The organism is Janthinobacterium sp. B9-8, assembly GCF_000969645.2.
In the GTDB taxonomy this organism is placed as follows: domain Bacteria; phylum Pseudomonadota; class Gammaproteobacteria; order Burkholderiales; family Chitinibacteraceae; genus Iodobacter.
On sequence record NZ_CP014222.1, the window covers coordinates 1249969 to 1271085 of the forward strand.

A 21117-nucleotide genomic window follows, 5' to 3' on the forward strand; every position below is an offset into this window, starting at 1 on the left:
GTGTGCCATGCTAAATAATTTTAAACGGGCTCAGGATTTGCCGATGCAATACGCTATTTTTGGCAAGTTACCACGGCGTGCCGATTTTATTCGTATCAATGCCAGCCATCCTGTTGCTCTGGGCGTGGATCAATCGCTTGCGGATAGTTTAAAAGCGATTGCTCTACAGCCAGATTGGCAGACAAGGTATATGCAAGCGCCTGCCAGTGAGTTTTTGTTTCATAGCAGCGATTTGCGGGGCGCCTTTTTAGGTGTCACCTTGCCTAGCCATGACGAGGCTCAGCGCTACTACCCACTGGTGGCCGGGATCTGCATTCCCAGCGACATTCTGATGGGAAATGAAGCTGAGTTTTTATTGGCGAATGAGTTGTTTTTTTCTGGTTTAAAAGATCAGCTCAAAAGCGCGGTAGATAACTCGGTAGAAATGATTGCCTGCCGCCAGTTTATGGAAGAGCAGATGTCATTTGGCAGCCGGGCTGCTGCTGATCTGGGATTGGCAGCACAATTGCTCGAGCGGCATATGGCCAATACCCCTGCTGCAGTGCTTGAGCAGGCGTTATTGAGGACTGAACGCGGCGATCTGGAATCAACGCTGCTCGCTTTTGCTTTTTACTTGCAGCTATCGCGTCGATACGGCAGCAGCATGGCTTCGCAAGTCTTTTTATTGCCGCTTCCTTCTGGTGCAGGCGAAGAAATCCTGGGTGCAGCGGTGTGGTTGTCCTTATGTCGTGCCGCTATTCAAGCTCAGGGTGTAAGTCAGATTAATTTTGCCTTTATTGAGCAATCAGGCTGCCGTTATTTAGCTTTAGCGCTTAACCCGATGACAGAACGGCAATTGACTATGCTTTGGGGGGATAAAGCGGATCCTCTTCAGTTAGTGAATGTGTGTGATTTGCATTCTCCTTGGCGTAGTCATCAATCCTATGCTGAAGCGTCGTACATTTTAGGGAGGCAATTGAGTGATCCGACGTTGTCGCTATTAAAATTGCGTGAAATTGTCGTTAAAATTACTTACGGAATCAGTTAGTTCCGTGTTTTAATTATGCAACTTATTTTATTTAGGAATGGCAATGGCTAAGGAAAGCACACAGAAAAAACTATCGCGCGTTCGTCCTCCTCGCGTTCAGATTACTTATGACGTTGAAATTGGCGATGCAATTGAAAACAAAGAACTCCCTTTTGTTTTAGGCGTAGTGGGGGATTACACCGGCAATACACCGCAAGTCAAATTGAAAGAACGCAAGTTTATTCAAATTGATCGCGATAATTTTGACGATGTATTGAAAGGCATGGCACCCAGCCTTGCAATGAAAGTTGAAAACAAATTAAAAGACGACGATTCGCAAATGTCGGTTTCTTTGCAATTTGAATCTTTGGCTGATTTCGAACCACAAAACGTGGTGAATCAAGTTGAGCCATTGAAAAAACTGCTGGACGCACGCAGACGCCTTTCTGATTTGCGTAATAAAGTGGTTGGCAATGACAAATTAGAAGAGCTGCTGGATGAAGTGGTTCGCGATACCGAAAAATTACATCAGATTAGCCAGGCTAGACCAGCCTCTGCAGAGGAGTAACCGTTATGTCAGATCTACAGAAGCTTGATGCCAGCACCGTTGAGCATAGCGAAGCCAGCAGCTTGCTTGATTCGATTATTGATAACAGCCGTATCGCCAATAATGAACAGGAAAAAGACCGTACCCGTGATTTGATCAGCGAATTAGTGGATCAGGTTTTGGCAGGTACAGTGACTATTTCCCGCGATTTAAGTGCCAGCATGGACGTGCGGATTGCCGAAATTGACGCGCTGATTTCAGAGCAGCTTAATGAAATTATGCACCATGCTGATTTCCAGAAGCTGGAATCCTCATGGCGTGGTCTGAAATACCTGACCGCCGAATCTGAAACCAGCACCATGCTTAAAATTAAGGTGCTGAACGCGTCGAAAAAAGATCTGTTAAAAGACTTTAAAGCGTCGGCCGAGTTTGACCAAAGCGCCTTATTTAAAAAGATTTACGAAGAAGAATACGGCACCTTTGGTGGCGCACCTTATGCAGGTCTTGTGGGTGATTTCGAGTTTGGTCGCCACCCGGAAGACTTCTATTTGCTGGAAGAATTATCCCATGTGGCTGCTGCTTCACACGCGCCGCTGATTACTTCGGCAGGTGCAGGTCTATTTGGCCTAGAAAGCTTTACCGATATCGGCAAGCCTAGGGACTTGGCCAAGATTTTTGATACGGTTGAATACACCAAGTGGAAATCATTCCGTGAATCTGATGATTCCCGCTATGTGGGCATGGTCTTGCCGCATGTATTGGGCCGCCTGCCCTATGGCCGCGAAACGGTGCCGGTTGAAGATTTTGATTTTGAAGAAAACGTCGATGGCACCGATCACAGCAAATATCTGTGGACCAATGCGTCTTATGCCTATGCCGCGCGTTTAACCGCTGCATTTGCAGAATACGGCTGGTTGGCAGCGATTCGCGGTGTAGAGGGCGGTGGCTTGGTAGAAGGCTTACCAGCGCACACCTTTAAAACCGACGATGGCGAAGTGGCTCTGAAATGCCCTACCGAAGTGGCGGTAACAGATCGCACAGAAAAACTGCTGTCTGATCTGGGCTTTATTTCTTTGGTGCATTGTAAAAACACCGATTACGCGGCTTTCTTTAGCGGCCAGTCATCGCAAAAAGCCAAGACCTATAACACTGATTCGGCCAATGCCAATGCGCGTTTGTCTACTCAGCTGCCTTATATTTTCTCGGTTTCGCGCATTGCGCATTACATGAAATCAATTATGCGCGACAAGATCGGTAGCTTTGCTTCCCGTCAGAATGTGCAAGATTTCTTAAATACATGGCTTGCGCAATATGTGCTGCTGGATGATTCGGCTAGCCAGGAAGCAAAAGCGAAATACCCATTGCGTGAAGCACGTGTTGACGTGGTTGAAGTACCTGGTAAGCCAGGTGTGTACCGCGCAGCAGCGTTCTTGCGCCCACACTTTCAGCTCGATGAGCTAACTATTTCCTTGCGTCTTGTGGCTGAGTTACCTAAACCAACCCGTTGATGCAGTGAAGCGTAGAAGTAACTTTTATTAACTGTAAGGAGTTTTGCAAATGGCTTTTGATGCATTCTTGAAAATTGATGGTATTCCTGGCGAATCAACTGATGACAAGCATAAAGACTGGATTGAAATCCAATCTTTCTCGCACAAAATTGAGCAGCCAGCTCAAGCTACTGCCAGCTCTGCTGGTGGTGCAACGGCTGAACGTGTAAACCACGCTCAGTACGTTATTACTCACTTCTTGGATAAAGCCAGCCCAAAGATCTACGAAGCATGCTGCACTGGTAAGCACATCAAAGAAATCACTATCGAACTTTGCCGTTCAGGTGGCGATAAAGTGAAGTATATGGAAATCAAAATGGAACAAGTTTTGATTTCTAAAGCAGAGCCACATGGTTCAGCCCAAGACGAAGGCTTCCCAAGCGAATTGGTTAGCTTTAGCTACGGCAAAATCAAATGGACTTACACTCAGCAAAAACGTACTGATGGCGCCGGTGGCGGTAATGTTAGCGCAGGCTGGGATTTAACAGCCAATAAAACGATTGCCTAAATGATTTAGATATCACCATTCGGGTGATGGGCAATAAGTAGCAAACTGATCTGCTGAAAGGCAGATCAGTTGTTTTAAAAAAAGGGATTTAATAATGAAACGTTCAGGATTTGTTTGTGCCGCATTACTTGTAATTGCCGCTGGTGTGACCGGCTGCGCAGAGAACCCAACTGCACAGAGCACGGCCCCTGCGACTACTTCTTGGAAAAATGCGCCAGCAGTTGCTACATCAACAGCGACAAAAGCTGCAGAAACTGCCGCAGCAGCAGCGGCCGCACAAGTCGCAGTTGATCCGTCTTTTCTAAAGTTTGACAAAATGTCAGCCAAGCTGACCGCTGAGCATGAGCTGCAAATTATGAGCCAGCTGCCAAAATTAAAAGAAGCCAAGGTGATTACCTTGCGCGGCTATTGCTACAAGAAAGATATTGGCAATGCTAAATCAGCTGCCTTGGCACGGGCCATTAATGTAGAAAAATTCCTTGTTAAACAAGGGATCTCAAAAAAGAAAATGAATCGCCGCTTTAATATTGAAGATGCAGAGCACGCAGTGCGCATTGAGATCGGCAACTAATCTACTTCCCCTTTGCTATTCACTCGTTTTTCCTGGACTACTCATGATTTCCCCCATGCCCCTGTCGCAACTACTGAGCAGCTTTGCTGCTGCATTTAATCAAGACCAGCGCTTGATCTCTTTACAGTTAGGCGATGGCGGGGCGTGGGGCGAGCAGTTATTACCGCAACGAGTGGAGGGCAGCGAGGGGATTAATCAGGCTTACCGCTATCAGATCGATTGCTTATCCCCCGATGGCGCTTTAGAGCTTAAATCCTTACTTGGCCTGCCAGTTGTTTTGGTGGTCGCTGATGCAAATGGTAGTGAAATTGAGCGCTGCGGTGTCGTCTCGCAAGCACAATTACTAGGCTCTGATGGTGGTTTTGCCAAGTATGCGCTGACGGTGGAGCCACCGTTTGCCTTGCTTAGATACCGGCGCACTTCACGGGTCTTTCAGGATTTATCCATTCCGGACATCGTGAAGCAAGTCTTGGCCAAGCATCAAGCCAAAAATCCCGTCTTTGCCGCAGTGCAAACGTTGGATTTCAAACTATCCGGCACACACTCACCGCGTTCCTACTGCTTACAATATCGCGAATCAGATTTTGATTTTCTGACGCGATTATTAGCCGAGGAAGGTTTAGCGTGGCGATTTGAACATTTGGCAGGAGATAACCCGCAAGTTCAGCTGGTGATTTTCGACGACGCCTTTGCGATTCCTGAAGCACAGGAAATGCAGGTGAGGTTTCACCGTGCGGATGCGACTGAAGAGAGCGATTCATTGACCGAGTGGCATAGCCAGCGTCAGGTGGGCAGCAGCTCGGTGTCGCTCGCTAGCTTTGATTATAAAGCCACCAGCACTCAACAAAGTTTTGATGATAGCCGTATCGATCAAGGTGATGGCGGGCAACAGCTACAAGCCAGCTTTGAAGATTACGACCCGCAAGCGCTGTATTACGCTAGCGATGTGGGAGGCCTCAGCCACTACGCACAATTACGTCAGCAAGCATCGGATGCAAAAAAGAAATCCTTTACCGGCTCCGGCACATTACGCAGCTTGCAGGCAGGGCAGTGGTTCAGATTAGAAGATCACCCCGCTCACGAATGGGATTCAGCCGAGCAGCGCGAATTTGCCGTCACCGAGCTGAAATTCACTGCCAATAATAATTTACCAGCGGATTTAACCCAGCAACTTGGCTTGGTTGCGCCTAGCCTACTCGTAGGAGCGGCTTCAGCGGCGAAGAACACCCCTTATCAAACTAGCTTCACCGCCCAGCGACGTGGCCAGCCAATCACGCCTGATTTTGCCCATGTGGAACACAGCAAGCCCAAAAGCCGAGGCGTACAAACCGCCACGGTAGTGGGCCCTGCCGGATCAGAAGTCCACACCGATGAGCAAGGCCGGATCAAGGTGCAGTTCCACTGGCAGCGTGCCAGCGAACACCCCGAGTTTGGTGCAAACCTTGATGACAAATCATCCTGCTGGATCCGCGTGGCCTATCCATCGGCGGGCGCAGGCTTTGGGCATCAGTTTATCCCGCGTATCGGCCAGGAAGTGCTGGTGGACTTTATCGAAGGCGATATCGACCGTCCGATCATCACTGGCGTGGTCTATAACGGCAGCCACCCTGTGCCAGCGTTCAGCGGCGCAGGTGCATTGCCCGCCAATAAAACGCTATCCGGTATCAAAACCAAAGAGCATGAAGGCGGCCAATACGGCGAGCTGCTGTTTGACGATACAAAAGGCGAAGTCCGCACTAAATTATCTAGCGAGCACGGCAAAACCCAGCTTAACCTTGGCTATTTAATCCACCCAAGAACTGATGGCAAGGGCGAGCCGCGCGGCGAAGGCTTCGAGCTGCGCACCGACAAGCAAGGCGCAATTCGCGCTAATGGTTTGCTGATCAGCACCGAAAGCAAAAGCGGCGCAAGCGGCAAGCAGCTAGACCACAGCCCCGCCCAAAGCCAGCTTGAATCAGCGCTTGCACTTGCCCAAAGCTTGGGTGAAACCGCCACCAACCAGCTCGCCGATACCATCGAAACCGGCGAAGGCGATAAAACCGTTAAGCCCGACAATAGCGCAGGCGAAAAAGCCTCCACCGGCCATCTGCACCACCATGTGCATGCCAGCAAAAGCCTGGAAGCGGGCAGCAATACCGACAAAGACGGCAAGAGCAAATCAAAAGATCAAGCAGGACAGCAAAAAATCATCCTGCTGCACGGGGAAGACGGCGTAGCCATCACCAGCCCGCAAAGCCAAACGATTGCCGCAGGCACCAATCTAGATTTGATCGCTCAAAGAGACAGCAACCAAACCTCCGGCCGCCGCTGGATTCATAATGTCGGCCAACACATCAGCCTATTTGTGGCAGGGGTAAAAGACAAAGTCGCGCTGAAACTGATCGCAGCTAAAGGCAAAATCCAGCTGCAGGCGCAAAGCGACGACGTAGAAATCACCGCAGACAAAAACGTAAAAATCACTGCCTGCAAAGAAAAAGTAGAAATCGCCGCAGGCGACGAAGTGCTCCTCACCTCCGGCGGCGGCTATATTCGCTTAAAAGGCGGCAATATAGAGATTCATTGCCCGGGGGAAGTGAGTATTAAGGGGGCGAGCCATGAGTTGAGTGGGGGGACTAGCCTTGGTAAAACATTTAATGCAATGCCAAATACCAAATTCAATGATAAGTTTTTATTGAGAGATCAAGCGACAGGAGAAGTCCTGCCTAATAAGAAATATATGATTCAGCGTGGGTTTGGAGAGAAAGAATATGGGATTACTGATGCAAGTGGTTATACCCATGAAGTTAAAAACCCTGATTCAACGGAAAAAGTTGAAATATATTTGAAGGATTAGTATGGGTAAGTCACAGAGTAGTTTATGTAAAGTTGGTGAAAAAACACTCACAGGCGAAGCTAATAAAAAAGATAAGGAAATAGAAGTACCCTCGAAGAGGTTTATAGCATTTTTTATTGGAGGGGCTGCGGATAAAAAGTCATATTATGGGCAGGGACCAACGGAATTAGTTAATTATGCTCGACTTTCATTTGTATACAAAATGGAGTCGCTGGGCTTTGATCAAAGTGATCTTAGAAGTAAACTTACACATCATATTGGTTATGATGACGCAAAAGGCGAGGAAGATATTAAATCTTCTATTTTAAATAAAATTGAAGATAAAGATAATACTTACATTTATTTGATAGGCCATAGTTTAGGAGCATGGAATGCTGCCCATTTATCCTCTTATCTGATGAGTGAAGGATATAAGGTTGAATATTTGGTTACTTTAGATCCTGTTGGTGAAGGTGTTCTTGTTGGGATGTTTTCAGATATATACTGGGGAAAACCGGAACCCAAGTATGCAGAAAAAAACTGGATTAATATTAGGGCTGAATTTACATCAGGTGACTTAGATGTATCAGATAAAGTTGCTGATTTTGGTGAGCAATGGAATGTCATTAGTGGCCCAAATATCAATGAAACTATAAATATACATCACGCCAATGCGGATTTGATGTTTAGCACAGCTTTGTCGGGTGGTCGGTCTGCTTTAGATTTTATTTCTGCTAATATTTCAAAAAAGGTAAAGGTAAAAAATATTGCAGATGAAAAATGTAACGATGAAAAAAGACCCAATATAGAATTTTAATTTAATGATGAGTTAAAGTGTATGAAAATAATTAATTCTTTCTTGGTTGTGCTGTGCTTAGCTTTGAATGCATGTGCAAGTCAAAATGTGCAGGAAGCTAATTTGATGTACGTATCCTTAAATAAAAATAGAAGCATGGCTAGATTGTTTTTTAAAAGTGATGTGGACTTTTCTAAAGTTATTGATGAGAAAAAAGGTCAATCTATTGGTTCAAGGACGGTGCAATGTTCGTTGACTGATGATGTGGATTTTACCCCCGGGCATTCGCTTCAGTATTTTTTAGAAGGAAAGTTAAGTGGAAATGAGGGGCAGGACAGTGTTGGATTTATCTATTTCAGTGATCTTTTGTTTGCACTGTCTGATGAGGAAAATGAGAAATATAGAGTTAATAAAAAAATACATGGAATGGTTTTGAAAGATGCATTCAAGGCTATGATTGTTAATAGAGAAAAAATACCTTGCAAGGTTGTTGTTACAGTCGTATATGGTCCTCCATATATGTCAAAGATTATGTATGTTCCTAGCAAAGATCTTATCGATTCATTTTTTAATAAATAATGCGCAAATGAAAACTGGGTCAAAAATACAGAGTCAGTTCTGGAAAACTGGGGATAGACCACGGTTTGTTGTTGATATCTACTTATTATGTTGACGCTCTTTAAAAATACATAGTTAAAATTTCAAATGAGCCTTTTGGGGTCAGGTCTTTTATTTTGAATCAAAACAAAAGACATGCCCCCAATTAATGATGGCGAATTGATCAGGGTCGTAGCAGCCTGTTCGGAATTGCCGCACTTTATTGTGTCACTATCAAAAGATTGCCCAAGACTTGCATCGCATGGGTGAATGCACCATCGATGGATTTTGAATAAAACCCTCAGCCAAAATGTATGAAATTGATCCCGCAGATCATGATGGGTACAAGCGGATGAGAATGTGGGAAGTGGATTGGATTGTGCTCGCTGGAACGCGCAGTTCGGAGAGCGATTTAGGCTATCACGGGCTGGAATCGGGTAGCTGGGATCAATATGCCGCCATCAATTGGCCAGGAATGATGGACAATTTGGTCAAAAAAATTGGCGGATTTAAACAAACTAAAAGCGTGAATGTTGGCTTGGCAACACCACTTTTTCAAAACCTATTTCTTAGTAAGAGTCATGATCCTGTAGAAGATTTGCTCAAGCTGGATGAAATGGACAAGAGCTATCGCGAGGGAAAGCAAATATTAATGATGATCGATGCGAATATGCTGTCTGACACTCCAGGCTACAAACTAGGCGATATTGCTCAATCACACTGGATTGTTTATGAAGGGTCTTTATCTAAAGATGAGATAAAAAATACTTTATCTTTTGAAGTATATACATGGGGGTTCGACCCAAAAACGCTGAAGAAATATAGTATTCGCGGCGGGAAAATATTAGAGCCAGATTTATATGCGGTAAAAACAAAGCAAGGTATAAGCAAATTATCATTCGGGAGTAATCATTATGGTCATATTGAAGCAAGTAATTAAAGTAGTATCATTCTGGGTGGTTTTTAGTTCATTGGCTACAGCGGATGACAATAGATGCTCCAATGTGTCCAATGAAATAATGATATTTGACTGGGTAGCTTCTCCTCCTAAATCCTTGACCCTCTTCAGATATGAGAGAAATACAAACTACAAGAATATTTTACAAGTCAGTAGTGATAATTATTCTAAAGAATTACGCCATAATGTAGAAAATAAGACACCGACTCTTTTAGTTAGGTTCTCAGACTACTTGCCGTTGGGTATGCCAATTAAAAATGATTATAAACTAGTAATTGATGAGAAGATCGAAGTGATATTTTCTAATGTTCAAAATTCTCGCCCAAATACAGGTTGTCAAATTATGAGTGGGAAAGCAAACCAGTGTGAAATAGACTTCGGAGGAAGTCGATTAAGTACTGACATGAAGTGTTTGAGTGTTAAATGAAAATTACCCATGGAAAGTAGTGTATGTACATGCATATAAATGGGGTTATAAATGGGGTCAGAGCAAACTTAAATCCTGCTATTCTTTTATGCTCAAATAAACTGGGAGCAGGCCACAGTTTGTTTTTATTTCTACGTATTAGATTTATGCTCTTTAAAATACAAAATTAAAATTTCAAATAAAGGCAAGAGAACCGTGTAAGGTGGCTCTTGATCCGAGCTTAATTGTCGGTGAATCAAGGGCTGATTCTACTACTTGGAAAAATCCATACTCAGTGATACTGAGGTTGGTAAAGATATGACAAAGAATGCTTGGAATTCTGCAAAAGTTGCATTTGATAAGGTATTAAACCGGTTGATGGAGCTGTTTAAATGAAACTGATTTCAATAATGATGATGAAGTTAGTTAAATGGCTGGTATTGGGTTTTTTTTGTTTGGTGGTTTTAATTGCGTCTATTTATGGCTTATACAAGGCATTTTCTATATGGACGTTTGAAAAAGAAATTATGCGCAATGACAAACCATATGGTGGTGGTGATTTGCGTGTCAAGAATAGAGATTTGCTGGTATTTAAGCCAATTGAACCGCTGACAAAAATTAAAGAAGTTAAAGACTGGAAAGACCCCAATGTTGCAGAATTTGCAGAGCCTTGGATGTATGATGTTAAAGAAGTTAGTAATCGTTCAAGTGTACGTTTATTACGAGGCGCAATTGAAAATGATGTAAAGAGAATTTTTGAGCAGCGTGGTCAAAATGGTGGGTGGTGGGTTTCTCCTGATTGGAAAACTATTTATGTAACAACAGAGTGGATGAATTATAAGTTGCCAAATGGTCCCGATGGTTACGGGCAGGCTTGGCATACGCTGTGGAGATCTCAAGATGGTGGTGATAATTGGCAACAATTGAAATGGCCGGAATTGATTAATGCAGGTCAGCCTTTGTTTTTGGCAGATGGAAAGCGTGGTTATTTAATTGCTTGGGATATGCGTGTATGGCGCACTCAGGATAGTGGAGATCATTGGGAAGAATTGAAGCTACCTGCATGGGCGAATCAACAATTACACCCTAATCCTGACGGAAATGGGTTTTCTCCTTGGGTAAAAGATACACGTGCTCGGTTTGATGCCTTCGATTTAGCGTCCAATGGTACTTTGAGGTTGTCTTTTTTCGTAAAGAAGGCACAATTAGGTAAACAACTAATTAATAATTCAAGCTTGGTCTATGCATTGCCGTGGGGTATCTCTGAAAATGATTTATTTAATAAATGGATAAATCCAGAAACTATTTTACCAATGGAAGTTGTTCGGGATATAAAGTCTGATAAGCAAGAAGGTCAGCACCTTATTACTTTACAGGGCATGCCGATTGACTGGCAAAAAACAGGGGACGTTCAACGTATTCGTTTAGCTAATTATGTCTATTTAAATAAAGGGAAAGAAGTGTTGCGACATGTTTTTCCTGAGTACGTTAAACCAGGAGCATTGTTTATTGGTAATAAAAACGAGCTTGTTTTGGCTGCAGATAAAAAGAAAAAAGGACAAATTATGAGTGATTCCATGACGATGGTGAGTAAAGATATGGGGAAAAGCTGGGATGAATTTGTCGATGGGTCTGCTTACGCTTGGTATTATGAGGCAGAAGTTAATCGGATATGGAAGTATGAAACCTATTCCTTATATCGCCGTGATTTATAATCAAATGAGCCGTTTTTAGTTTTTTGTAATTTATGCCTAGGTTGAAATATAGCCGCGTTAGGGTGGGTCTTGACCCGCGCAGAGTTGCTGCGGTTCAATCTCGTTCGCGAAAACGGGGTCAGATCTAACATTCCAATGTTTTTGTTGGAATGTTAGATCTGACCCCCCGCGATTTTTTAACGGTGGTTGATTGAAATGAAATATATACTAATATTTTCTTATATGTTGTCGGGTTTTGCTTGTGCAGAACCAGCCGTTGGTGTGTTTGCATATTTACCTTACTATCCAAATCTCAGAATTAATAAGCTGCCCACAGTAATTGAAATGCTTTTTTTATGGCGTTAAAGTTAGAGAAGCCAATAGTACTTTATTTTTTAGGACTGTAGCCCGAGAAACATTTGATCCCGCATACTGTGTTGAGGTTGTCGATCTTAATCAGGTATCTATTGATGAATTAGTTAATAAATATGCAGCAGATCGAGAATTTGTTGATTTATTAAAGGGGGTTAAGGGGTATCAATTTGTATGTCGGGTAAAAGTATTGGATGCAGGGGAAAATAAGGCGCAAAAATTATTATTAACAAATGAAGACTCAATGTAGTCTGACTTGATTTAATTGCTCGAAACCCGGCAGTTCGGTAAATAGATTAAATTATTGCTTGCTGTTTCTAATCTGTGTATTTATTACTGTAATTAATTTTAGACTCCTATAACTCTTCGGGACCCATCCCATGTCTACCCCCCTTAAAGCTCTTATCTCCCGTCTTACTCCTACAGCCCGTCGTGCGGTAGAGGAGGCGGCTAGTCGTGCTTTGTCGCGCACTCATTTTGAGATTGAAATTGAACACGTTGTGCTGGCGATTCTGGCTCAGGACGATAATGCGGGGGTGGCGGCTTTGCATTCCTTGGGTTTGAGCCTAGATCAGCTGGAAAAAGAGCTGGATGCGGCGCTAGATCGCTTTCGCACCGGCAATACGCGTAATCCGGTGTTGTCTACTTGGCTGCCAAAGTGGTTAGAAAAAGCATGGATGCTGGCGAGTGTAGAGCTAGGGCAGGATTCGGTTTCTACTTTGGATTTGCTGCTGGCGCTGGTGCAGGATGATGCTTTGCGCGCCACCTTACAGGGCAGCTCGGCCACGCTGGCTAAGATGGATGGCAAGCGCGCTTTGCAGGGCTATGTGGCTTTGCGTCAGCATGGCAATGAGGCGGCGACTAGTTCAGAGAACCTGCCTTCTGATGAAGCGCCAGATATGAATCTGGATCAGCCTGCGCCGCGCCGTGGTAGCCCGGGGCTGGATAAATATACGATTGATTTAACTGCGCAAGCGCGTTTGGGCAAGATTGATCCGGTGCTGGGGCGTGAGACCGAGATTCGCCAGATGATCGATATTCTGCAACGCCGCCGCCAAAACAACCCGATTTTAACCGGCGAGCCGGGCGTGGGTAAAACCGCCGTGGTGGAAGGCCTGGCGCTTAAAATTGTGAGCGGTGAAGTACCACCGGTGCTGAGCGGTGTGACTTTACGTACCTTGGATTTGGGCTTGCTGCAAGCGGGTGCTTCGGTAAAAGGCGAGTTTGAAAACCGCTTACGTCAGGTGATTGATGAAGTTAAAGCCAGCCCTGTGCCGATTATTCTATTTATTGATGAGGCGCATACGCTGATTGGTGCGGGCGGTGCGGCCGGGCAAAATGATGCGGCTAATCTGTTAAAGCCTGCCTTGGCACGTGGTGAATTACGCACGATTGCGGCCACTACATGGGCAGAATATAAAAAATACTTTGAAAAAGACGCCGCGCTGGCGCGACGTTTTCAAGTGGTAAAAGTGGACGAACCCGCACCAGAAATTGCGGTGCAAATGGTGCGCGGCCTGACCGATGCGATGGCTACGCACCACGAAGTGGTGATTATGAATGAGGCGGTGGTGGCCGCGGTGCATCTATCTAGCCGCTATATCACGGGCCGTCAGTTGCCGGATAAGGCCATCAGCGTGCTCGATACCGCCTGCGCCCGCGTGGCTTTGTCGCGCTCTGGCCGCCCAGCGCCGATCGAAAATGTGGAAGTGCTGATCGCCAATATCGAACGTGAAATCAAGGCGCTTCAAACCGAAGAAGGCCATGGCGAAAGAATTGCCGAGCTGACTGGTCAGCGTGAAATCTTAGAAGGTGATTTACAGCAGTTGCAATCTGCATGGGCGGTGCAACAGCAGGTGATTAATGAAATTGAAGCACTAAAAGCTGCGGCGGCCGATGCAAAGCCTGCCAAGGGCAAGAAAGTCAGCCCGCTGCAAGCCAAGCGCACCTCGCTGCGCGAGCTGCAAAAGCAGCATCAGCTGGCTTACGAATGCGTGGATGAAAGCGTGATTGCCGATGTGATTTCCGGCTGGACGGGCATCCCATTGGGCCGCATGGTCAGCAATGAATTGGTGCAGGTGCAAAAGCTGGCGAGCTTGCTGGCGGAAAGGGTGATCGGTCAGGATCATGCCTTAGAGCAAATCGCCGAGCGCGTGCAAATTGCCAAGGCCAATCTGGATGATCCAAGCAAGCCTAAGGGCGTGTTTATGCTGGTTGGCCCTTCTGGCGTGGGTAAAACTGAAACGGCGCTGGCTTTGGCTGAATCTTTATACGGTGGTGAGCGTAATCTGATTACGATTAATATGTCAGAATACCAAGAGGCGCATAGTGTGTCGGGCCTGAAAGGCTCGCCTCCGGGTTATGTGGGTTATGGCGAGGGCGGTGTGCTGACTGAAGCGGTGCGTCGTAAGCCTTATTCGGTGGTGTTGCTGGATGAAGTCGAAAAAGCCCACCCTGATGTGATGGAGTTGTTTTTCCAAGTGTTTGATAAGGGCCTGCTGGAAGACAGCGAAGGGCGCGAAGTCGATTTTAAAAACACCATCATTCTACTGACATCCAATACTGGCACCGATCTGCTGATGCGCGCTTGCGAGCATGGCGTCACAGTTGAAGATGTAACGCGTGACCCAACGGCTGATGATCTGATTGAAATTCTGCGCCCAACCTTACAAAAAGCCTTTAAGCCGGCGTTTCTTGGCCGCCTGACGATCGTGCCTTACTTCCCGATTTCGGATGAAGTATTACGTAAGATTGTGGCGCTGAAGCTGGCAAAAATCGCCCGCCGTATCGCGCAAAACCACGGCGCTGTATTGGAGTATCCAAGCGAGCTGGTTGAATCCATTGCCAACCGCTGCATGGATGTAGACAGCGGCGCACGCGATGCCGATGCGATTCTGACTCGCACCGTGCTGGCGCAGATTTCTACAGATTTGCTGGCCAGAATGTCGGTAGGCAAGCCGGTGAAAAAGATTGTGCTTTCACTGAAAAATGATGAAGTAAAAGTAAAAATTAGTTAATAACGCAAGACAGGGGCAGGTGGCATCAGCGGCTTGCTCTTGATGGCGTTTCATTTGTTTAAGGAATTCAATATGTTGGGAACACTGGGGCTGTTTGGCGGGCTCTTTGCTGGCTGGTGGCTATTGCTGTGGTGGGGTTTACCTATTAGCTTTCAGAAAATGAGCCCAACGGCCATGTTGCTTACCCATCTGGCCCCGCCCGTGATATTTGGTATGGCTTGGCGTATCTGGCAAAGGGTGCGTGAATCACGGCTTGTTCAGGCGCAAACGGCAGGGCAGGAAGCGGCGGAAGCAGACCGGCAGGCCCAGCGTGAGGCGGCCCGGCAGCAGCATTATGCCGCACTGGCAGAAAGACAAATAAAAGTGCTGTGCCGCGGCGTGTGGGCGCAGGCTTTGCCGGTAAAAGACGTGCCCGCGTGGCTGGAGGAAATGCCGGGCGGTGCTTACTGGACGGCATTAGGGCGGGATGAGGTCGCTACTGATGCAGAATCTACCGAGCAAGTTCAGCAAGCCTTGCAGCAGCTATTAAGTGATGTTTACTCCGCAGCGCCGGGGGCGGCTTGGTTGCCGCATTACTTTGAAGCCAATCCGGAGCTGGAAGGGCGTGAGCAGCTGGAAATGCTGAAACAGGCTCAGTTGCAAGCGATTGCAAACCAGAGCTTTGAAGAAAGCTCGCCCAATCCGGAGCCACGTTTTTTTCCTGGCTCTGGCGCTTTAATGAGCCGGGTGCAGCAACTTTTCCAGCAAGACCCTAGCTTGCCCGGCATGGTGATCTATGCAGCCGATGCGCCGCTCTTAACACGTGGCATGTTAGAAGATGAGTGGGATGAGCCGGGGCCAGAGCAGGGCTCCATGGATAAATGGCGAGGGATGCCGGGCTATGCGGCGGCGGCCATGATCTTTTTGCGCGATAATTTGCCCGTGCCTGAACCGGCGAGCACGCAAGAAGCCAGTCAAGATGCTTACACGCCTTATTGGGAAAAGCAGCAGCACTACGGTGATGAGCGCTGGGGCCGTGTGCCTTTGCAATGGCAGGATACGCTGGCGCAACTGCCGGTACTGGCCGAGCTGCGCCTTGCTGAGCAAGCCATTATTGAGCAAAAACAATTGCTTCCTATGGCAAGGCAAATCCATACCTTATTTGATAATGCACTGGTGAATGCTGGTTTGCGCGATTACCCTTTTAGCAGCGAGGATAAAGACGAGGCTAAAGATCAGGCAGGAAGCATTTTGTGGCTGGTTCATAATAGCGGCGATGTAGATGTGGGGGCGACTCGTCTTGCTGCTGTTTCTACTGCATTGCAGCAGTATGCGGTGCCTTTGAATCCGATTGATGATGCCAGTAATTCTATTCGCGAATGGGGCGATGTGGGCTCGGCCCGTTCTGTGTTGCAAACGGTCATTGCCGTGGTACACAGCGCCCGTTTATCCGCACCTACCGTATTAATTGAGTTTGATCGTCGTGGTGAAACAGAGCATTTTAGCGTGGCAATGATCAAGCCTCAGGAGCAGTCAGCATGAAAAAAGTGATTCGCATCGGCGATCAGAGCAGCCATGGCGGCGTGGTGATTAGTGGTGCATCCAAAACCGTGCTGTTTGGCAAGGTCGTTGCACTATTAGGGGATAAAGTAAGCTGCCCTATTCCGGGGCACGGTGTATGCCCGATTATTGAGGGCGATTCCAGCTGGCTAGTAGATGGCAAGCCTGTGGCGCTGGAAGGCCATAAAACAGCATGTGGCGCGGCATTGATTTCATCGATGCCAGAAGTGGGAAAAGGCTAGCGGTGTACACCGCTTGGCTGCAAAATTATCTGAGTGTCCGTTATACTTTAGTGTTGCTGACAAGATGAATCTTGTTAGTATTTAAATCATCGCTTAAATGTTTTAAATATCACTAATTCGGGTGATAAGCGATGAGTACTAAACTGAGCTGCTGAAAGGCAGCTCGCTTGCTTTAAATAAGGGATTTAACGATGAAAAACTCAGGGATTATTTTGGCTTGCTCCGCTGTACTTGCAGCGGCTGTCATGACAGGGTGTGCAGAGAACCCACCTGCTGCAACTGATTCTGCATCAGCTACATCATGGGCAAAGCCCCCCGTTATTGTGGCGATAGGCAAGCCATATATGCTTCAGTTTGAAAAAATGGCTGCCAAGCTAACGCCACAGCAAGAAGAGCAGCTGATGGCGCTGTTACCTCAGCTTAAAGACGTTAAAAGCATTATTTTGCGCGGGTACTGCAATAAAAAAGACATTGGCAACGCTAAAGATTCTGCCTTGGCTCGTGCCGTTAATGTAGAAAAATTCCTGGTAAGCCAAGGCGTTCCAGATCACAAAATGAGCTTGCGTTACAACACCGATGATGCAGAGCATGCTGTTGAGCTGGAAATCGGCGGTTAATTTTACTAAGTATTCCCTTGCTCGCTCTTTTTGACTCTTAATGAGTGCCCCCATGCCCCTGTCGCAACTACTGAGCAGCTTTGCTGCTGCATTTAATCAAGACCAGCGCTTGATCTCTTTACAGTTAGGCGATGGCGGGGCACGGGGCGAGCAGTTGCTGCCGCAACGAGTGAGGGCAGCGAGGGGATTAATCAGGCTTGCCGCTATCAGATCGATTGCTTATCCCCCGATGGTGCTCTAGAGCTTAAATCCTTGCTTGTTCTGCCAGTGGTTTTATCGGTCGCTGATGCGAATGGTAGTGAAATTGAGCGCTGCGGTGTCGTCTCGCAAGCATAATTACTAGGTTCTGATGGTGGCTTTGCCAAGTATGCGCTGACGGTGGAGCCACCGTTTGCCTTACTCAGATACCGCCGCACTTCACGCGTGTTTCAGGATTTATCCATTCCGATATCGTGAAGCAAGTCTTGGCCGAGCATCAAGCCAAAAATCCCGTCTTTGCAAACAAGATGAGGTAAACATCTCGGCAGGGAATCAAAGGGGAGGTGGATTTAGCCAATCCCATACTCAAAAGCTTAAAGAATTAGAGGTAGCAAGGCAGAATTTAGCGAAGGCAGAAAAAGGGCTTTGATTTAAATAAAGGCTTGCCGTGCCACAGCACCGCAAGCCTCTGTTGTTTTAATCGCGCTTAATATCTAGTAATTCATTGAGCTGGCCTAGCGTTGCGTCGTCTTTGATCACCGAGCCTAGCCATTCTTCCAGGCTCATTTCTGCCCACTTGGCGGCGCGTTCGGCAAGGAGAGCTACGGGGCTGTGGGGCTCGTGCTGGCGGAAGTAGCGGGCTACTTCTACCAATTGGCGCACGGCGTCTGTGCGGCTTTGTAGCGGACCTTGGCGGGCTGGGCTAGATGATTGGCCGCTGTGGGGTGTGGCGGCATGGTGGTGGCTGGCTGGTGCTTCATGGCTGGTCATCATGGGCGTTAGCTCTGGGCTATGTGCGGGGGCGTGGTGTGTGCTTGGTTCGCCCCATTGCAGGCGCAGGCGGTTGACGACTTCGAGGCAAGCGTTGAGTGCGTTTCGTAGCTCGGCAAAGTTGGGCGCGGCAAAGCCAAAGCGGGCATCAATGCGGCTATCCAGAGCCTGATAGGCCTGCTGGGTGTGTTCCAGCTGTGTATGTAGCTGCTTAAACCAGCTGGCACCGCTGGCATTTACGCTTTTATCAAAGACGTCCCCAGCCAGCTTGCCTTCGGCCAGTGCCGCTTCTTTGGCTTGGCTATCTTTTAATCCCATGTTTTCTACTTCGCGGGATTCTTGCCATTGTTGCCAGTTATAGCCGCCGTGCAGCGGATCGGTCAGCGGTACTTCGCGCAGTGCAATGCCCATCTGATTGTTAAACCATTCCAGCTTGCCCACTCGCTCGTCTAAGTCGTTGGCATCGTACTCCGGGTAGCCAGTTTCCCAGTAATTCTCAAGTAGCCCGTCCAGTACCTGCAAAGCCAATTGAGCTCCTGCAAAGCCGCGCGTTTTTACCAAGGCTTCGCCATACCATGCGGCCAACTGTAAATCTTTACTTTGTTGGCTGAGGGCTTGCTTGCAGAGCTGGATTACTTTGCCCCAGTCGGCACTTTTTAATTGCTGGCCCCAGTCGCCTTGAGAAAGGCTGGGATCATCCGCCCGGCGTGCTTCACGGATTTGATCGAAGAGGGTTGAATAGCCTAGATCTTCGCCTGCAGGTTGATCCGGGCTAATGGGGGCCAGTAATGTGGCCAGTTTTTCTTGGGTCGTCATGGCGTTTAAAGGGCTCTCGGTGATAATAAATTAATCTGTCAATATGGTATTTTAATTACTTGAACTTGTCGTGAAACGAATGCTTTAAAAAGTAACAAGGTTAACAATTGCTTTCATTATTACTCAGTATTGCCTGATAATGTCAGCTTAATGCAGGCCGCTAAGCTATTTATTGGTGCAGGATCTGCTGGTTCTACTTATTCACTCCAGAAAGACAGTGTCCGCATGCTAGATTCATTATTGCCTTATTACGAGCGCGAGCTCAGTTTACTACGCGAATTGTCGGGTGAGTTTGCCCGCCGCTACCCCAAAATTGCCGGTCGCCTGCAATTGGAAGGGGATCAGTGCGAGGATCCGCATACCGAGCGTCTGATCGAATCATTTGCCTTTCTGGCGTCACGTATCCATAAAAAACTCGATGATGAATATCCGGAAATCGCATCCAGTTTTCTGGACGTGCTTTATCCGCATTATTTGCGGCCTATTCCATCGTCTAGCATCGTGCAGTTTGAGTGCGATCCGCTGCGCCCTGAAATCGCCAAGCGCTATGTAATTGAGCGCGGTCAGCCGGTGCATGCGCCCGCTATTCAGGGGGTGACATGTAAATTCAGAACGTGCTATCCGGTTGATCTTTATCCGCTGTCTTTATCAGATGCCAAGCTGGAGCTGAGCAGTAGCTCGCCTAGCTTGCGCCGTATCGCACCCGATGCTGCCGCAGTATTAACGCTGGAATTCAACACCCACGGCAATTTACCGATCAGCGGGATTAATTTGCAGTCGCTGCGTTTATTTCTGGATGGCGAGCCCGCCTTAATGCATCTGGTGTATGAGCTCTTGCTATCAGGCACAACGCGTTTGCGCGTGGGTGACGGAAGCGATGATCCTGCGTGCACCCGATCATTGCCTGCTGCTGCGATTGCGCCGGTGGGTTTTGGCCGGGATGAGGGCGTGCTGGAATACGATGAGCGCTCTTTTCTGGGGTATCGCTTGCTCACTGAGTATTTTAGCTGCCCGGATAAATTTCTATTTGTTGATATCCAGCAGCTGGGCGATGTGGCGCTTAAAATTCAGGGCAGCAAATTGGTTATTCAGTGCCTGATTCAACGCTGGCCAGATACCGAGCGCCATGCGCGCTTGCTGCATCATTTACAAGCCTCGCACTTTAAGCTGGGTTGCACGCCGATTGTTAATCTGTTTGTGCAGGCGGGCGAGCCGATTCGGGTGACTCATCAAAAAGCAAGCTACCCTGTTGTGGCCGATGCGCGCAAGCAACATGCTTTTGAGGTGATGCAGCTCAGGCGTGTAGTGAGGGTGGAAAAAACCGGCAGCCAGGAAAGTAGCGAAGAAGTCTTGCCGTTTTATGCAATCCGGCATGGTGTAAATAAAGATGGGCCAAAGTTTTATTGGCATGCCAGTCGCGAAGCCTCGCCCCGTCAGGATGATAAGGGTACAGATTTAGAGCTGCATCTGGTTGATCTTGATTTTAATGCCGTGCGGCCGGGGGCCGAGGTGTTGAGCTTGGAATTACTTTGCAGCAATCGAGATTTACCCGAGCTCATCCCTTTTGGGGGGAGCCAGTCCGGCCAGCATATCGATTTCAGCTTGCCGGGGCATTCGGTGGTTAAACGTGTGAAGCTATTGCGTAAACCGAGCAACAGCTTACGTCCGCCGCAAAAACGTGGCTTGCAATGGCGTCTGGTTTCGCACCTGTCGCTTAATTATTTGTCTTTGATTGAGTCTGGCCGCTCAGCCTTGCAAGAAATGCTGGTGCTCTATAACCAAACTGATTCGCCGGTGAATACAAGGCAGATTCAGGGGATTAGCGCCATTAGCAGCGCACCCGCCGTTACCCGTGTATTGGGTCGTGATTTTGCGGGCTTTGTACGCGGTACCGAAATCACCCTGACGTTGGATGAGGAGTACTACGTGGGCGGCAGTATTTATCTGTTTGCTAGCGTTTTAGAGCGCTTCTTTGCGCTTTATTGCTCGCCCAATAGTTTTACCCGTTTACGGGTTAAAACCAAGCATGAAGAGCTGGCTGCATGGCCGGCCCGTGCGGGTGAGGCCTTGGTGATTTAATCATCTGCCTCGCTGAATTACGGT

Annotated in this window: 19 protein-coding genes and 1 pseudogene; 19 read left to right on the forward strand and 1 reads right to left on the reverse strand. The window is 47.4% G+C overall.

Features of this window, described 5'->3' with window-relative positions; genetic code table 11:
- The first annotated feature begins 7 nt into the window (after positions 1-7).
- From tagF to VN23_RS22400, 18 genes and pseudogenes are all read left to right on the forward strand, one after another.
- A complete protein-coding gene (tagF, locus tag VN23_RS05540) occupies positions 8-1027 on the forward strand; it encodes a type VI secretion system-associated protein TagF (protein ID WP_046350035.1) in 1020 nt (339 codons plus the stop codon).
- 43 nt (positions 1028-1070) lie between these two features.
- Positions 1071-1574, forward strand: a complete 504-nt coding sequence (tssB, locus tag VN23_RS05545) for a type VI secretion system contractile sheath small subunit (protein WP_046350036.1) — start codon at positions 1071-1073, stop codon at positions 1572-1574.
- Between the two features lie 5 nt (positions 1575-1579).
- Positions 1580-3061, forward strand: coding sequence for a type VI secretion system contractile sheath large subunit (tssC, locus tag VN23_RS05550; RefSeq protein ID WP_046350037.1), 1482 nt, complete (start codon positions 1580-1582; stop codon positions 3059-3061).
- A gap of 49 nt (positions 3062-3110) precedes the next feature.
- A complete protein-coding gene (locus tag VN23_RS05555) occupies positions 3111-3608 on the forward strand; it encodes an Hcp family type VI secretion system effector (protein WP_046350038.1) in 498 nt (165 codons plus the stop codon).
- 94 nt (positions 3609-3702) lie between these two features.
- A complete protein-coding gene (locus VN23_RS05560; protein ID WP_052746369.1) occupies positions 3703-4179 on the forward strand; it encodes an OmpA family protein in 477 nt (158 codons plus the stop codon).
- A gap of 55 nt (positions 4180-4234) precedes the next feature.
- Positions 4235-7012 carry a type VI secretion system Vgr family protein gene (locus VN23_RS05565; protein ID WP_082752898.1) on the forward strand — a complete coding sequence of 926 codons (2778 nt, stop codon included), beginning with the start codon at positions 4235-4237 and terminating at the stop codon, positions 7010-7012.
- A gap of 1 nt (position 7013) precedes the next feature.
- The gene (locus VN23_RS05570) at positions 7014-7808 is read left to right on the forward strand and encodes a hypothetical protein (protein WP_052746371.1); all 795 of its coding nucleotides are present in this window, start codon (positions 7014-7016) and stop codon (positions 7806-7808) included.
- 21 nt (positions 7809-7829) lie between these two features.
- Entirely contained in the window at positions 7830-8366 is a 537-nt protein-coding gene (locus tag VN23_RS05575) for a hypothetical protein (RefSeq protein ID WP_156455121.1), read from the forward strand.
- Positions 8367-8694: 328 nt separating this feature from the next.
- Complete coding sequence (locus VN23_RS05580; RefSeq protein ID WP_046350040.1) at positions 8695-9324, forward strand: hypothetical protein; 630 nt, start codon at positions 8695-8697, stop codon at positions 9322-9324.
- 64 nt (positions 9325-9388) lie between these two features.
- On the forward strand, positions 9389-9769 hold the full coding sequence (locus tag VN23_RS05585; protein ID WP_156455122.1) for a hypothetical protein: 381 nt from the start codon (positions 9389-9391) through the stop codon (positions 9767-9769).
- 371 nt (positions 9770-10140) lie between these two features.
- Complete coding sequence (locus VN23_RS05590) at positions 10141-11463, forward strand: WD40/YVTN/BNR-like repeat-containing protein (RefSeq protein ID WP_052746372.1); 1323 nt, start codon at positions 10141-10143, stop codon at positions 11461-11463.
- A gap of 319 nt (positions 11464-11782) precedes the next feature.
- Complete coding sequence (locus tag VN23_RS05595) at positions 11783-12064, forward strand: hypothetical protein (protein ID WP_046350042.1); 282 nt, start codon at positions 11783-11785, stop codon at positions 12062-12064.
- Between the two features lie 130 nt (positions 12065-12194).
- Positions 12195-14831, forward strand: coding sequence for a type VI secretion system ATPase TssH (gene tssH / locus VN23_RS05600; protein WP_046350043.1), 2637 nt, complete (start codon positions 12195-12197; stop codon positions 14829-14831).
- Positions 14832-14903: 72 nt separating this feature from the next.
- A complete protein-coding gene (locus tag VN23_RS05605) occupies positions 14904-16352 on the forward strand; it encodes a hypothetical protein (RefSeq protein WP_046350044.1) in 1449 nt (482 codons plus the stop codon).
- Positions 16349-16612, forward strand: coding sequence for a PAAR domain-containing protein (locus VN23_RS05610; RefSeq protein ID WP_046350045.1), 264 nt, complete (start codon positions 16349-16351; stop codon positions 16610-16612). Before VN23_RS05605 ends, VN23_RS05610 begins: the two co-directional genes overlap by 4 nt.
- A 191-nt stretch (positions 16613-16803) precedes the next feature.
- Positions 16804-17229, forward strand: coding sequence for an OmpA family protein (locus VN23_RS05615; RefSeq protein ID WP_052746373.1), 426 nt, complete (start codon positions 16804-16806; stop codon positions 17227-17229).
- 52 nt (positions 17230-17281) lie between these two features.
- Positions 17282-17470, forward strand: coding sequence for a hypothetical protein (locus VN23_RS21945; protein WP_046350046.1), 189 nt, complete (start codon positions 17282-17284; stop codon positions 17468-17470).
- Between the two features lie 110 nt (positions 17471-17580).
- A pseudogene (locus VN23_RS22400) lies at positions 17581-17685 on the forward strand (hypothetical protein); the annotation flags it as partial.
- A 219-nt stretch (positions 17686-17904) separates the two neighbouring features.
- Here VN23_RS22400 and tssA read toward each other — a convergent pair.
- Positions 17905-19014, reverse strand: coding sequence for a type VI secretion system protein TssA (gene tssA, locus VN23_RS05625; RefSeq protein ID WP_046350047.1), 1110 nt, complete (start codon positions 19012-19014; stop codon positions 17905-17907).
- A gap of 225 nt (positions 19015-19239) precedes the next feature.
- On the opposite strand from tssA, the gene tssF reads away from it, so the two are divergent.
- On the forward strand, positions 19240-21093 hold the full coding sequence (gene tssF / locus VN23_RS05630) for a type VI secretion system baseplate subunit TssF (protein WP_046350048.1): 1854 nt from the start codon (positions 19240-19242) through the stop codon (positions 21091-21093).
- Positions 21094-21117 lie beyond the last annotated feature (24 nt).